12 protein-coding genes, 1 rRNA gene and 1 other RNA gene are annotated in these 13,960 nt (G+C 34.6%); all 14 read left to right on the forward strand.

The window, feature by feature from the left end; genetic code table 11:
• Positions 1-7 precede the first annotated feature (7 nt).
• Entirely contained in the window at positions 8-2,161 is a 2,154-nt protein-coding gene (locus tag BMZ74_RS03320) for a RelA/SpoT family protein (protein ID WP_089859669.1), read from the forward strand.
• A 28-nt stretch (positions 2,162-2,189) separates the two neighbouring features.
• Positions 2,190-2,639, forward strand: coding sequence for a D-aminoacyl-tRNA deacylase (dtd, locus tag BMZ74_RS03325; protein ID WP_089859672.1), 450 nt, complete (start codon positions 2,190-2,192; stop codon positions 2,637-2,639).
• Positions 2,640-2,654: 15 nt separating this feature from the next.
• On the forward strand, positions 2,655-3,281 hold the full coding sequence (locus tag BMZ74_RS03330) for an MBL fold metallo-hydrolase (protein WP_089859675.1): 627 nt from the start codon (positions 2,655-2,657) through the stop codon (positions 3,279-3,281).
• 90 nt (positions 3,282-3,371) lie between these two features.
• Positions 3,372-4,652: a SurA N-terminal domain-containing protein gene (locus BMZ74_RS03335; protein WP_089859677.1), complete on the forward strand. Its 1,281-nt coding sequence runs from the start codon at positions 3,372-3,374 to the stop codon at positions 4,650-4,652.
• Positions 4,653-4,770: 118 nt separating this feature from the next.
• Complete coding sequence (gene hisS / locus BMZ74_RS03340) at positions 4,771-6,045, forward strand: histidine--tRNA ligase (RefSeq protein ID WP_089859680.1); 1,275 nt, start codon at positions 4,771-4,773, stop codon at positions 6,043-6,045.
• 1 nt (position 6,046) lies between these two features.
• Positions 6,047-7,822 (forward strand): aspartate--tRNA ligase, encoded by a 1,776-nt coding sequence (aspS, locus tag BMZ74_RS03345; RefSeq protein ID WP_089859683.1) that lies wholly within the window; start codon positions 6,047-6,049, stop codon positions 7,820-7,822.
• An 80-nt stretch (positions 7,823-7,902) separates the two neighbouring features.
• Positions 7,903-8,077: non-coding RNA, 6S RNA (gene ssrS / locus BMZ74_RS03350), on the forward strand.
• Positions 8,078-8,176: 99 nt separating this feature from the next.
• Positions 8,177-8,761, forward strand: a complete 585-nt coding sequence (locus BMZ74_RS03355) for a 5-formyltetrahydrofolate cyclo-ligase (protein WP_089859710.1) — start codon at positions 8,177-8,179, stop codon at positions 8,759-8,761.
• Positions 8,762-8,764: 3 nt separating this feature from the next.
• Positions 8,765-10,108 carry a replication-associated recombination protein A gene (locus tag BMZ74_RS03360; protein ID WP_089859713.1) on the forward strand — a complete coding sequence of 448 codons (1,344 nt, stop codon included), beginning with the start codon at positions 8,765-8,767 and terminating at the stop codon, positions 10,106-10,108.
• Positions 10,109-10,127: 19 nt separating this feature from the next.
• On the forward strand, positions 10,128-10,763 hold the full coding sequence (locus BMZ74_RS03365) for an IMPACT family protein (protein WP_089859686.1): 636 nt from the start codon (positions 10,128-10,130) through the stop codon (positions 10,761-10,763).
• A 91-nt stretch (positions 10,764-10,854) separates the two neighbouring features.
• Complete coding sequence (locus tag BMZ74_RS03370; RefSeq protein ID WP_089859690.1) at positions 10,855-11,295, forward strand: RrF2 family transcriptional regulator; 441 nt, start codon at positions 10,855-10,857, stop codon at positions 11,293-11,295.
• A 4-nt stretch (positions 11,296-11,299) separates the two neighbouring features.
• Positions 11,300-12,469 carry a cysteine desulfurase family protein gene (locus BMZ74_RS03375; RefSeq protein ID WP_089859695.1) on the forward strand — a complete coding sequence of 390 codons (1,170 nt, stop codon included), beginning with the start codon at positions 11,300-11,302 and terminating at the stop codon, positions 12,467-12,469.
• Between the two features lie 18 nt (positions 12,470-12,487).
• The gene (mnmA, locus tag BMZ74_RS03380; protein ID WP_089859698.1) at positions 12,488-13,561 is read left to right on the forward strand and encodes a tRNA 2-thiouridine(34) synthase MnmA; all 1,074 of its coding nucleotides are present in this window, start codon (positions 12,488-12,490) and stop codon (positions 13,559-13,561) included.
• 305 nt (positions 13,562-13,866) lie between these two features.
• Positions 13,867-13,960 (forward strand): 16S ribosomal RNA (locus tag BMZ74_RS03385); the annotation flags it as partial.

The raw sequence follows: 13,960 nt of genomic DNA on the forward strand, positions 1-13,960 counted from the left end.
AGTCGAGATGGAAATTGATAAACTTTTAACTAAAATAAAAAGTTATATGGATAATCCTGATTTGGAGCTGGTAAAAAAGGCATACAAGTATGCGAGTGATGCTCACCAAGGTCAGTATAGAGTTTCTGGCGAAGATTTTGTTGAGCATCCAATTGGCGTTTCTCTAATTCTAGCTGATTTAGAGCTTGATATCGTTTCAATAGTAGCTTCATTACTACATGATGTAGTAGAAGATACAGGAGTTAGCAGTGAGGAGATTGAACGTGAATTTGGAGATGAAGTAGCCCATATTGTTGACGGAGTTACTAAATTAACAAGGATGCAGTTTAAAACTAAAGAAGACCAGCAGGCAGAAAGTTTACGTAAAATGTTTGTTGCTATGGCTGAAGATATTAGAGTTGTTTTAATTAAACTGGCTGATCGTCTGCATAATATGCGTACTTTAAATTATCTTAAGCAGTCAAAGCGGGAAGAAAAGTCTCGCGAAACTCTGGAGATTTATGCTCCGCTTGCCCATAGATTAGGAATGTCAAAGATAAAATGGGAGCTAGAAGATTTGTCTTTTCGTTATTTAAAACCAGATATGTATTATGAAATTTCTCATAAAGTACAGACAAATCGTAAGCAGCGGGAAAAAGATATTCAGGAAGCAATAACTATTTTAGGTGATACTGTAGCAGAACATGGTATAACTGCCGAAATATATGGCAGGCCCAAGCATCTTTATAGTATTTATAATAAGATGAAACGTAAAGAGGTTGAATTTGATGAAATATATGATTTAACTGCTGTGCGAGTTCTGGTAGAAAATGTCCGGGAATGTTATGAAGTTTTAGGAGTAATTCATGAGTTATGGAAACCAATGCCGGGGAGATTTAAAGATTATATTGTAATGCCGAAGTCAAATATGTATCAGTCACTTCACACAACTGTGATTGCACCTAATGGTGATCCACTTGAAGTCCAAATTAGAACTTACGAAATGCATAAGACTGCTGAATATGGGATTGCTGCCCACTGGCGTTATAAAGAAGGTAAAGTTGGAGATGAAAAATTTGAAGAAAAACTTTCCTGGTTAAGGCGACTCCTTGAATGGCAAAAAGATCTTCAGGAACCACAGGAGTTTATGGAAACTCTAAAAATTGATCTTTTTGAAGATGAAGTATTTGTTTTTACTCCACAGGGGGATGTTGTTTCATTACCCCAGGGTGGAACTCCAGTTGATTTTGCCTATCATATTCATACAGAAGTTGGTCATCGCTGTGTAGGAGCAAAAGTTAATGGAAAAATTGTTCCCCTTGAATATAAGCTACAAAATAGTGATATTGTCGAAGTTTTAACTTCTAAAAAAAGTAGTGGTCCTTCACGTGACTGGCTTAAATTTGTTAAAACTTCTAAAGCAAGAAGCAAAATTAAGCAGTGGTTTAAAAGACAGCGTCGTGATGAAATAATTGAAAAGGGTCAGCGTATCTTAGAAGAAAACTTAAAAAAATATAATTTAGACCTTACTGAAAAAACAAAAGAGAAAGAATTAAAAGAAATAGCAAGTGATCTTGGTCGTAAGAGTATTGATGATTTGTTTGAAGAATTGGGTTATAGTAATATTAGTCCCAAACAAATTATAACTAAGTTCAGTGATTATGAGCCCCAGGCTGAAAAAGAATTAGAGAAAAAAATTCCTAGCTATCATTCAACTAAAAATTCAGTTGATAAAGGAGTTTCTGTTAAAGGCATGGAAAATATGCTGGTCCGGATGGCAAAATGCTGTAATCCAGTGCCTGGTGATGATATTATTGGTTATATTACTAGAGGTCGGGGTGTTTCTGTCCACCGCAGCGATTGTAAAAACCTGCATAATCTAGAAGAGAGTGAACCAGAAAGAATAATTGAAGTTGCCTGGGAACAGGGAAGAACTGAATCATATCAAGTTGATTTAAGAATAGACGCAGTCAATAAAAGTGCTCTATTAAATGATATTACTCAAATTATAAAAGATGAAAAACTTAATCTGCTTTCAGTAATGGCTAGAACTAGCAATAATAATCGGGCAGTAATTAAGCTTTCCTTAGAATTAAGTTCGACTGAGCATATGTATGATATTATGAAAAAAATAAGTGCTATTTCTGGTGTGCTTAATGTAAGTAGATCTAAACCAGCTTAGGTTTAAATTTTTAAGGAGTGAATTTTATATGCGTGCAGTTATTCAGAGAGTTAGTCAGGCTAGTGTTAAAGTTGCTGATAGAGTTAGTGGCCAAATTGAAGCTGGTTTATTAGTTCTTATTGGTATAGCTAAAGATGATCAGCAGGCAGATGCTGATTATCTGCTCGATAAAATTATTAACTTGAGAATTTTTGAAGATGAATCTGGTAAATTAAATCTTTCTGCTCTTGATCTTAATAAAGACATTTTACTTGTTTCTCAATTCACTTTGCTGGGAGACTGTCGTCAGGGACGTCGACCCAGTTTTTTTGCGGCTGCTTCTCCCAAAGAGGCTGAGCTTATTTATGACTATTTGGTTAAGCAGGCCAGTAAAATTGACTTAAGAGTTGAAACAGGTACTTTTCAAGCTGACATGGATGTTAATTTAACTAACGATGGTCCTGTAACAATATTATTAGATAGTAAAAAAGAATTTTAATTTAGGTGAATAACAATGAAAATCAATCATTTTACTGTTGGTCAACTTGCAACAAGATCTTACTTGATTTCTGAAAATGGCAAAGCAATGCTTATTGATCCAGGGGCAGAAGGAGCAAAACTACTCGAATTTATTAGAGCTAATAATTTAAAACTCGAATATATAGTAATTACTCATGGCCATTTTGATCACATAGGAGCCAATGCTTATCTAAAAGAAAAAACAGGAGCAGCTATTTTAGCTCATCCTAAAGCAAAACTTAAATTTAATGATTCAGAAAAAAATTTATCGAAAATTTTTCTCGGTCAGACAATTACTTCACCTGGTCCGGATGCGTTTTTAGATGAAGGTGATCGTTTTGATTTTGAATCATTACAGTTTGATATTTTAGCAACTCCGGGTCACAGTGAAGACAGCATTTCCCTTTTTGAACCAGTTGAGCAAAAACTTTTTTCTGGTGATTGTATTTTTGCTGGCGGAGTTGGTAGAACTGATTTAGCAGACAGTAGTTACACTGAACTTAAGACTTCAATCAATGAAAAGCTGCTTAAGTTAGATCCAGTAGTTGAATTCTTTCCAGGTCATGGTCCCAGAGACACTATTAAAAACTTTAAGAAAAATACCTGGCCATTCATTGCTTAAGTTTGACATCCCTTTTTTTATGGGATAAAATTAAACAGAATTAATACTTAATTTAAATCAACTAATTTTGAGAGAGGGGAGTGTAGAGTTTTGTTTGATACTTTACGCAATAATAGCAAGATAGTAGTTTATATAGTTGTAATTGCTTTTATAATTTCCGGGGGATTTATGGGGTTTGGAGCTTATTTAAACCACAGCAGTGGTCAGCAAGGCCAAGTGCAGAGATCAGGAGTTATAGCTGATGTTAATGGACAAGAAATAACTCAACAGGAATATTTATCTTTGTTACAACAGCAGGCACCAAATTCAAGTTTAAGTAGTTCCCAAATTATACCGTTTCGCTATAATGTTTTAAGTGCTTTAATTGAACGAAAATTAGTTCTGGCACAAGCTGATGAGTTAAAAATAAAACCTGATGTAGCCGATTCTGATGTTCAGGAAAATTATGATAATATTTTAAAGCAAAATGACTTAACTGAAGCTGAACTTTCGGATAGATTAGCTGAACAGGGATATTCGGTTGAACAATTAAAAGCTGATATTCGTTCTAATTTAGAAACTAATAATATAATTAGTAAAACAATTAAGCAGTCAGCTGGTGAAGTTAATGTTAGTGATAAGGAAATAGAAGACCTATATAAAAATCGTTACCCAGAAAAAAAGGTAGAGGCAGCAGACTCTGATCAGGCAGCTGCTAAAAATGGCAATGAGGAAACACCAGATAAAGACACAGTACAAACAAGACCTGCTCTGGCAGATGTAAAGTCAGATTTAAAAACAGAAATTACTCAGAAAAAACAAAACCAGGCTGCAAATAGTTGGTTGAAAACTTTAAAATCAGAAGCTGATATTGAAATTTATGATCCTGTTTTAAATGCTTATCATAACTATAAAACCGGTAAATATCAAGCTGCTGCTGATGAATTTTCAACTTTAACTGCTAATGAAGATTCAGATAATCCGGCTTATTATGATTATCTTGCTCAATCATATCAAGGTTTAAATAAACCTGAACAAGCTGCAGGCTCATATGAAGCTGGCCTTGAAAAATATCCTGAAAACACTGAATTAAGATTTAGCTATGCTCAATATTTAAATAGTCAGGATAAAAAGGAGGCAGCTCTTGAACAATTAAAAGAAATTTCAGAAGCTGCGGGTGATGATTTCATGACCCATTATCAGCTCTTTATGATGTATAATAATCTTGATGCAAAAGAAGAAGCACAGTCTGAATTGACTAAAATTCAGAATTTGAGCGAAAAAATGAAAGATAAACAAGCACCTGATGCTGAAACCAATGATTCTGCTAATCAGGATTCAGATACTACAACTATGCCAGCCGAAAATACTGATACTAATTCAGCTGAATAATTTAATTTAATTAAATCAAATCAAATGGTTTATAATTAATCTACCAGTTATTCAGTTGCTAAACTGTCTAGCTGGTAGATTTTCTCAAAATAAAAGTTTAAACTAGTAGGTGAATAAAATGAAATTTAATGCTCCACGAGGGACAAACGATATCCTGCCACCAGATAGTTTGAAATGGCAGTATATAGAACAGAAAACACATCAATTATTTTCAAACTATAATTATCAAGAAATAAGAACTCCAATCTTTGAGTACACAGAACTTTTTCAGCGCGGTATTGGTGAGGTAACCGATATTGTAGAAAAAGAAATGTATACTTTTACAGATAAAGGTGATAGAAGTATAACTTTACGACCAGAAGGAACTGCATCAGTTATGCGTTCTTTTATGGAAAACAAGATTTATGGTCAGGCTCAACCAACTAAATTTTATTATCTAGGGCCAATGTTTCGTTATGAAAGACCGCAATCAGGTAGATTTCGTCAATTTCATCAATTAGGAGTAGAAGCACTTGGCTCAAATGATCCTGCTCTTGATGCAGAAATTATTTCTTTGGGACTCCGTCTGTTGCAGGATTTTGGTCTAAATGATCTTACTCTTCATTTAAATAGTGTAGGTTGTAGTGAATGTAGACCTGCTTATGTAGAAAAGCTTAAAAATTATTTGCTTGCTCATCGAGCTGAACTATGTGAAAATTGTCAGCAGAGAATAGAGCGTAATCCACTTCGAGTTTTAGATTGTAAGAATGAAGCCTGTCAGGAAGTAATTGCAGAAGCTCCTAAAATTACTGAGAATCTCTGTTCTGATTGTGCTGATCATTTTTCAGATGTTAAAAAATATTTAGAATTAGTTGAGATTGACTATTTTGTAAATCCGCTTCTCGTTAGAGGGCTTGATTATTATACAAATACAGCTTTTGAAATTAAAGATAACGCTCTGGGAGCTCAAGACACTGTTTTTGGCGGTGGGCGTTATAACGGCTTAGCTGAAGAAATTGGAGGAAGATCTTTACCTGGGATTGGCTTTGCTCTAGGAATAGAAAGACTTTTGCTTTCTTTAGAAGCTAAAGATATCGAACTTCCTATTCCAGCTGGAGTAGATCTTTACATAACAGTAATTGGTGAGAAAGCTAAACGAAAAGCTTTTAAATTATTAGATCAATTACGTAATAATGGTTTTAGAACAGAGATTGATTATCTAGGACGAAGTGTAGGTTCTCAGATGAAATCTGCTGATCGTATGCAGGCCGAGTTTACTATTATTTTAGGAGAAGATGAATTAAATAAGGATTCTGCTACTATCCGTAATATGAAAACAGGTACTGAAATAGAAATAAAATTAAGTAATTTGCTTACAGAAATGAAGCAGCTAGTAGATAAGGAGGATTTATAAAATGGGTGAGACAATTAAAGACTTAACAAGAACTCATCGCTGTGGCGAAGTGTCACTTGCTGATGCTCAAAATAAAGTTACTATTATGGGTTGGGTGCAAAAAAGGCGTGATCATGGAGGTGTGATTTTTACTGATATTAGAGATCGTTCTGGGATTGTTCAGGTTGTTTTTAATCCAGAACAGGGCTCTAAATTATTTGAAAAAGCTGACACACTTCGTTCGGAATATGTTGTTGCTATTGTAGGAGAAGTTGAAGCTAGACCTGAGGGCAATATTAATCCTGAGATTGCGACTGGTGAAATTGAAATTAAAGCTGAAGAGCTGAGAATTTTAGACCAGGCTAAAACTCCACCAATTCAGATTGAAGATGATATTGATACAGGGGAAGATGTTCGCTTAAAATATAGATATCTGGATTTGCGACGTCCCAAGATGACTAAATTGATGCAGCTTAGACATCAGATAACTAAAACAACTAGAGATTATTTGTCTGAAAAAGGTTTTTTAGAGATAGAAACTCCAATTTTAACCAAAAGTACTCCTGAAGGAGCGCGGGATTATTTAGTTCCTAGCCGAATAAATCAAGGTCACTTTTTTGCTTTACCTCAATCACCACAAATTTTCAAACAACTATTAATGGTTTCTGGTCTGGATCGTTATTTTCAAATTGCTCGTTGTTTTAGAGATGAAGATTTGCGGGCTAATCGACAGCCAGAGTTTACTCAGATAGATATGGAATTATCATTTGTTAATAAAGAAGATATTTTTGCAATTACAGAAGGCTTAATGCAGGAGATATTTGCCCTGGCTGATATTGATTTGCCAGAGCAAATCGAGTGGCTATCTTATCAAGAGGCGATGGCCAGGTTTGGTTCAGATAAACCTGATTTACGTTTTGGAATGGAATTAAAAGATCTTTCGGCAGTAGTTGCAGAAAGTGATTTTAATATTTTTAGTGGAACAGTAAAAAATGGAGGTCAAGTTAAGGGTATTAACTTTAAAGGTGGGGCAGATTCTGCTCGTAGTGTGATTGATGGCTTTGAAGATTACGTAAAGCTATTTAAAGCTAAAGGGCTGGCCTGGATTGCTTTAAAAGAAGAAGGTCTTAAATCTCCAATTGCCAAATTTTTATCAGATTCAGAACTGGCAGCAATTCAACAAGAACTTGATGCTGAGCCTGGTGATTTATTACTGCTAGTAGCTGATAAACCTAAAGTAGTTGCTGCAGCACTCGGTAATCTTCGTTTGAAAATTGCACATGAGAATGATTTAATACCAGTTGAGTCTTATAAATTTGCCTGGATAGTTGATTTTCCACTTTTTGAATATAATGAAGATGAAGATCGCTTTGTAGCTAAACACCATCCTTTTACAGCACCTGTAGAAGAAGATATCGAACTGCTGGATAGCGATCCTGCTGCTGTAAGAGCTGATGCATATGATCTTGTTCTAAATGGAGAAGAACTTGGGGGAGGAAGTATTAGAATTAATAATCGTGCTTTGCAGGAAAAAGTATTTTCTGCATTGGCTTTAACCCCCGAAGAACAGCAGGATAAATTTGGTTTTATGCTGGAAGCTTTTGAATATGGAACTCCTCCTCATGGTGGAATTGCTTTTGGCCTTGATCGTTTAATGATGATTACTGGTCGAACAGATTCTATTAGAGATGTAATAGCTTTCCCTAAAACTCAGCGTGCTACATCGCCTTTAACTGATGCGCCTTCACAGGTTGCAGAAAAGCAGCTGCACGAATTAGGAATTTCTATTAGATCTTAACTTAAAACTGTTGTAATAGCTTGCAGAACATGACATTTTATGTTAATATAAATGTAGATTAAAAATTGAATTAACAGGATTTTCATCTGCCGTGTGCGATAATGATTAAACAATTTTGACCAACACTTACACATAGGGAGCCTGGACTCTACCTGCAGCGTAGATGCCTTTACTGGACCTATAACCCAGGTAGGAGGGCACCCACTTGGCAGACAGGGATCAAAATTCCAAATCAACCGGCACGGCGGATGATTATTTTATAAAAGCTAACCTGTAAAAGGTTGGCTTTTTCTTTTGCACAAATCTAGCATTTCTGCTATTATTAAATTAAAAGTTAAGACTGGGGTGAGTTATTTGCAAAAAAAAGAAGAAATGAGAAAAATGATCTTGCAGAAAAGAAGTAATTTACCTTCAGCTAAGGTTGAGCAGTGGAGTAAAAAAATTAGGCAGAAATTTTGGCAGCTATTTGAAGATAAAAGTTTTCGTAAAATAATGGCTTATGCTTCAATTAGAAAAGAAGTAGAAACTTTTACTTTGTTAGATGAAATATTAGAAAATGGTTATTTGCTATATCTGCCTTATACAAAAACTGAGCTAAAAGAACTGGGAATTGCTAAAATTAATAATCTTGAGCTTGACCTTAGAATAGGTAATTTTTCTATTCAGGAACCAATTCCTGCACGTCGGTTAGATGAAATTCCTGATCAGCTTGATTTAGTTATTGTTCCAGCAGCAGCTTTTAGTAGATCTGGTTATAGAATTGGCTATGGTGGTGGCTATTATGATAAATTTTTAGCTCAGCTGTCATCTGAAACTTTAAAAGTAGGGTTTTGTTATCATAAATTTTTACTTGCTTCAGTTCCAGTTGAGGAACACGATCAGGCAGTTGATATTATTATTACTGAACAGGAAATTGTCAGACTAAAAAATGAGGTGTAGATGTTGAATCTCTTTGAAAATGAGTCTAATAAAAATAGTAAAGAAAGACCTTTGGCTTATCGCATGCGCCCACGTAATTTAACTGAATTTTTTGGCCAGCAGGATATAGTAGGTGAAAACAAACTTCTTAATCGTGCTATTAAAGCTGATCGTCTGCAGTCGCTAATCTTTTATGGTCCTCCAGGCACCGGCAAAACTAGCCTTGCTCAGGTAATTGCAAATCAAACAGAAGCAGAGTTTACTAAACTTAATGCAGTAACTTCTGGAGTTAAAGATCTTAGAGAAGTAATCAAACTGGCTAAGTCTAATCTCAATCTTTATCAGAAAAAAACTATTCTTTTTATAGATGAAATTCATCGCTTTAATAAATCACAGCAGGACGCTCTTTTGCCAGCTGTAGAGAATGGTACAGTAATTATGATTGGGGCTACAACAGAAAACCCTTATTTTGAGGTTAACTCACCTCTGCTTTCTCGTTCCAGAATTTTTAGATTAAATAAGTTAACATCAGAAAATGTATTAATGATTTTAAAAAATTCACTATCAGATTCAGAAAGAGGCTTAGGTAAACTAGCAGTCAAAATTTCTGAATCTAATTTAAATTTAATTGCCGAACTAGCTGATGGAGATGCTAGAGTAGCACTTAACACTCTTGAACTAGCTGTTTTAACAACGGCCCCATCGGCTTCAGGTGAGATTATTATTAATCAGAAAATTATTGAGGAATCAATGCAGAAACGAATTTTAAACTATGATCGTCAGGGTGACAATCATTATGATGTTGTTTCTGCTTTTATTAAAAGTATGCGCGGCTCAGATCCAGATGCAGCAATTTATTGGCTGGCCCGTATGATTGTTAGTGGTGAAGATCCTAAATTTATTGCCAGGCGAGTAGTAATTCATGCTGCAGAAGATGTTGGGATGGCTGATCCAACTGCTTTAATTTTAGCTGAATCAGCTGCTCGAGCAGTTGAACAAATAGGTTTTCCAGAAGCACAGATTCCGCTAGCTGAAGCAGTAATTTATATAGCTACTGCTCCTAAAAGTAATTCTGTAGTTACTGCGATTGGAAAAGCAATTTCTTATGTAGAAAATAATAAAGCAGTTCCAGTTCCACCTCATTTACGTGATAGTCATTATAGTGGTGCTCAACAACTAGGTCATGGTCTTAACTATAAATATCCTCATGATTACTCTAAAAATTATGTGAAGCAGAATTATTTGCCACCTGAATTAAATAAGCTCAGTTTTTATAATCCAGGTAAAATGGGAAGGGAAGAAAAAACTGCCCGTTTTTTAGACTATTTAAAGAAAGTAGAAACTAAAAAAGAACAAAGTGATTCTTAAGTTAAGGTAGGCTAAATAAATGAGTGAAATAAAGAAAAAACCAGCTAATAATTTTGAAACTCGCCATAATGTAAAAGATAGTAAATTTTTGGCCAGTATTTTTGCAGTGCAAAATAGAAATGAAGCTGAAGCTAGAATAAATGAAATAAAATCAAAGTATTCGGATGCTACTCACAATGTTTCTGCATTTAGAGTAGAATCTAAACAGAAAAATAACAGCGTAGTAGAATATTTTGATGATGATGGAGAGCCAGCTGGTTCATCTGGCCCCCCTATTTTAGAAGCAATTAAGGGTGCTGATTTAATTAATACAGTTATAATTGTAACTCGCTATTTTGGAGGAACAAAATTGGGTATTGGCGGTTTAATCAGAGCTTATGGCGATTCGGCTAGATTGGCAATAGAAGCAGCTGGAATTACTATCTTAAAGAAATATGATATTCTAGAAATCGAAGTTGAATTTGATAAGATTGGAATTGTAATGGGACAGTTAGAAGCTTTTCAGGCTGAAATTAAAAATACAGATTATAATAATGCAGGGCTAAGAGTCACTGCTATTATAAAAACAGATATTTCTGCAAAACTGGCCAAGATTTTACGTGAAAAAACAGCAGGTGCAGTTGAAATTAAAATTAAAACTAGTTTTTATCGTTAATTTAAATAGTATTGACAATCATTTTAGACATATGTTAAAATTAGATAAATCAAAGTTGATTATTAATGTCAAGTTTATATGAGGTGAAAAAATGAGAGTATCGACTAAAGGAAGATATGGTTTGCGAGCAATGGTTGACCTGGCTGAACATGAAGATGGAAAAGCTATTCCAATTCGAGAAATTTCTGAGCGTCAAAAAATTTCTGAGCAGTATTTGGAGCAATTGTTTGCTACTTTAAGAAAAGCTAAGTTAGTAAAAAGTGTTAGAGGAGCTCATGGTGGATATATGCTAAATCATAATGCAAAGGAAATTAGTGTGGCCGATATTTTAACAACTTTAGAAGGACCAATTGCACCAGTAGATTGTGTAGTTGAAGAAGATTTTTGTAATTATATTGATAAGTGTGTTATCCATGGGTTATGGGAAGAACTAGCTGATGTAATTAATGATGTTATTAAAAATATGACTCTGGCGGATTTAAGAGATAAAGCTGCAATTGAAAAAGCTAAAACAGCTAAGCTAGAGGCTTAAATTTATGAATGAAATTTATTTTGATTCTGCAGCAACAACCCCAGTTAGGAAAGAAGTAGTGGCTGCTATGCAGCCTTTTTATAATGAATTATTTGCTAATCCAGCCAGTTCACATTTAGCTGGACAAAGTGCAGCCGGGAAATTGGAAGATGCCAGAGAAAAAATTGCTGATTTTTTAGGTGCTGCTAAGGCAGAAGAAATAGTCTTTACTGCTGGGGGTACAGAGGCAGACAACCTTGCTTTAAAGGGAGTTGCGTTGGCTTATCAAAATCAGGGAAAACATATTATAACATCTGCTATAGAACATCATGCAGTTTTAAATAGCTGTAAATTTTTAGAAAAATATTTAGGCTTTGAAGTTACTTATTTACCTGTTGATAAAAATGGATTTGTTAGTCCAGCTGATTTAAAGTCAGCAATTAGAGCTGATACTATTTTAATTTCAATTATGTTGGCAAATAATGAGATTGGAACAATTCAGCCTATTCAAAGGTTGGCTGATTTAGCTTCTCAAGCTAATGTTTTATTTCATACTGATGCAGTTCAGGCGGCAGGTCAGCTTAATTTTAGTGTTAAAGAATTGGGAGTTGATTTATTAACTATTGCTGGCCATAAATTTAATGGGCCAAAAGGTGTAGGCGCTCTCTATGTTAGGAAAGGTATCAAATTAGTGCCGCAAATGTCTGGAGGGAGTCAGGAACGGAAGAGAAGAGCTGGTACTGTTAATCTACCGGCTGTAATTGGAATGGCTAAAGCTGCTGAATTAGTACAGAATGAATTAACAGCTAAAATTAATTATTTGACTGAGTTAAATCAATATTTTTTAGCAGAGATAGAAAAGTTAGCAGATTTAGCTGAAATTAAGCTAAATGGTCCTGAACCAGGTATTAATAGATTGCCTGCAAATATTAATCTTTCTTTTAAAGATTTAGCTGGTGAAGCAATTTTGTTTAATCTTAGTTTGAAAAATATTGCAGCTGCAGCTGGATCTGCCTGTGCTTCTGGTTCATTAAGCATGTCTCATGTATTAGAAGCTATTAATCTTGAGTCAGTTTTTGCAGAAGGTACAATTAGATTTTCACTTTCCATAAATAATAATAAAAAAGACATTGACTTTTTAGTAGAAGAACTAACAACTATAATAAAAAGATTAAAGAATTTAAATAATATATAATTTTAAAGGGTGTAATTAATGGAAAAAGTTATGATTGCAATGAGTGGCGGTGTAGATAGTTCTGTTGCAGCCGCTTTACTTAAAGAACAAGGTTATGAAGTTATTGGTGGTACAATGCATATTTTTCCTGATTATGAAGAAGCAACTGATCGCGAAGACCACTGCTGTTCATATTCTGCTGTCAGAGATGCTAAACGAGTTGCTCAAAAACTAGGTATTCCTCATTTTGTGTTTAATCTACAGCAAGAATTTCAGACAGAAGTGATTGATTACTTTGCTGCTGAATATGAAGTTGGCCGAACACCTAATCCCTGTGTAATGTGTAATCGAGAAATTAAATTTGCTGCTTTATTGAAAAAAGCCAGAGAAATTGGCTGTGATTACATTGCAAGTGGTCATTATGCAAAAGTTGAAAAAAGGGATGGGCGTTATATTTTAAAAAAGGGCCTAGATGAAAATAAAGATCAGAGCTATATGTTATATGTACTTAATCAGGATCAATTAAGCCATACTTTATTTCCGCTCAGCGAATATACTAAAAGTGAAATTAGAGCGAAAGCTAAAGAGTTAGGATTCTCTGTTCATAATAAGGCAGAAAGCCAGGAAATTTGTTTTGTGCCAGATGATGATTATGTTCGCTTTTTAGATACTAATTATCCTGAAATATCAAAGTCAGGTCCAATTTTAGATAGCGAAGGCAAAAGAGTTGGTACTCATAATGGGTTATCTCATTATACTATTGGTCAGCGGCGTGGAATTGGAGTTGCACTTGGCTATCCAATTTATGTAATAAAACTAGATCATGAAAAAAATGCTGTTATTGTAGGTGAAGATAAAGCAGTTTATACTCAAGGTTTAGTTGCTGAAGATATTAATTTGATTCCTTTTGCAACTATTTCAGGTAAAATGGAAGTTCTAGCTAAAATAAGGTACAATAGTTCTCCTGTGAGAGCAAAGATTGAAATGATAGCCGAAGATAAAATTAAAGTAGACTTTGAAAGCCCACAGAGAGCTGTTACACCAGGACAATCAGTTGTTTTTTATTTAGATGATTTAGTGCTTGGTGGAGGAATAATAAAAAAAAGTTTTTAAAAGTTCTTGACAAAGAGAAAGAAGCTTGATAAGATAATAAACGTCGCCAAGATAGTAAGCTGATTTAAAGCAAAGTAATCAGCCGATATCGAAAGAACTTTTTATTAAGAAAACGAAAAAAGTTCTTGACAAAGCAAAGCGGAATTGATAAGATATTAATTGTCGCTGAGAAAAACTGGCGGATAAATATTGAAGAAATATGAACCTTGAAAATTAAACAGCAAGCCAACGTTAATTATTTTGAGTCTAACTCAAAACAATAGTTTCAAAGCTTTTATTGTAAATAGAAGCCAAATCAAATTCTTTATACGGAGAGTTTGATCCTGGCTCAGGACGAACGCTGGCGGCGTGCTTAACACATGCAAGTCGAACGGTCTACCCTGACAGATACCTTCGGGT

The organism is Halanaerobium salsuginis, assembly GCF_900114545.1.
Lineage (GTDB): Bacteria > Bacillota > Halanaerobiia > Halanaerobiales > Halanaerobiaceae > Halanaerobium > Halanaerobium salsuginis.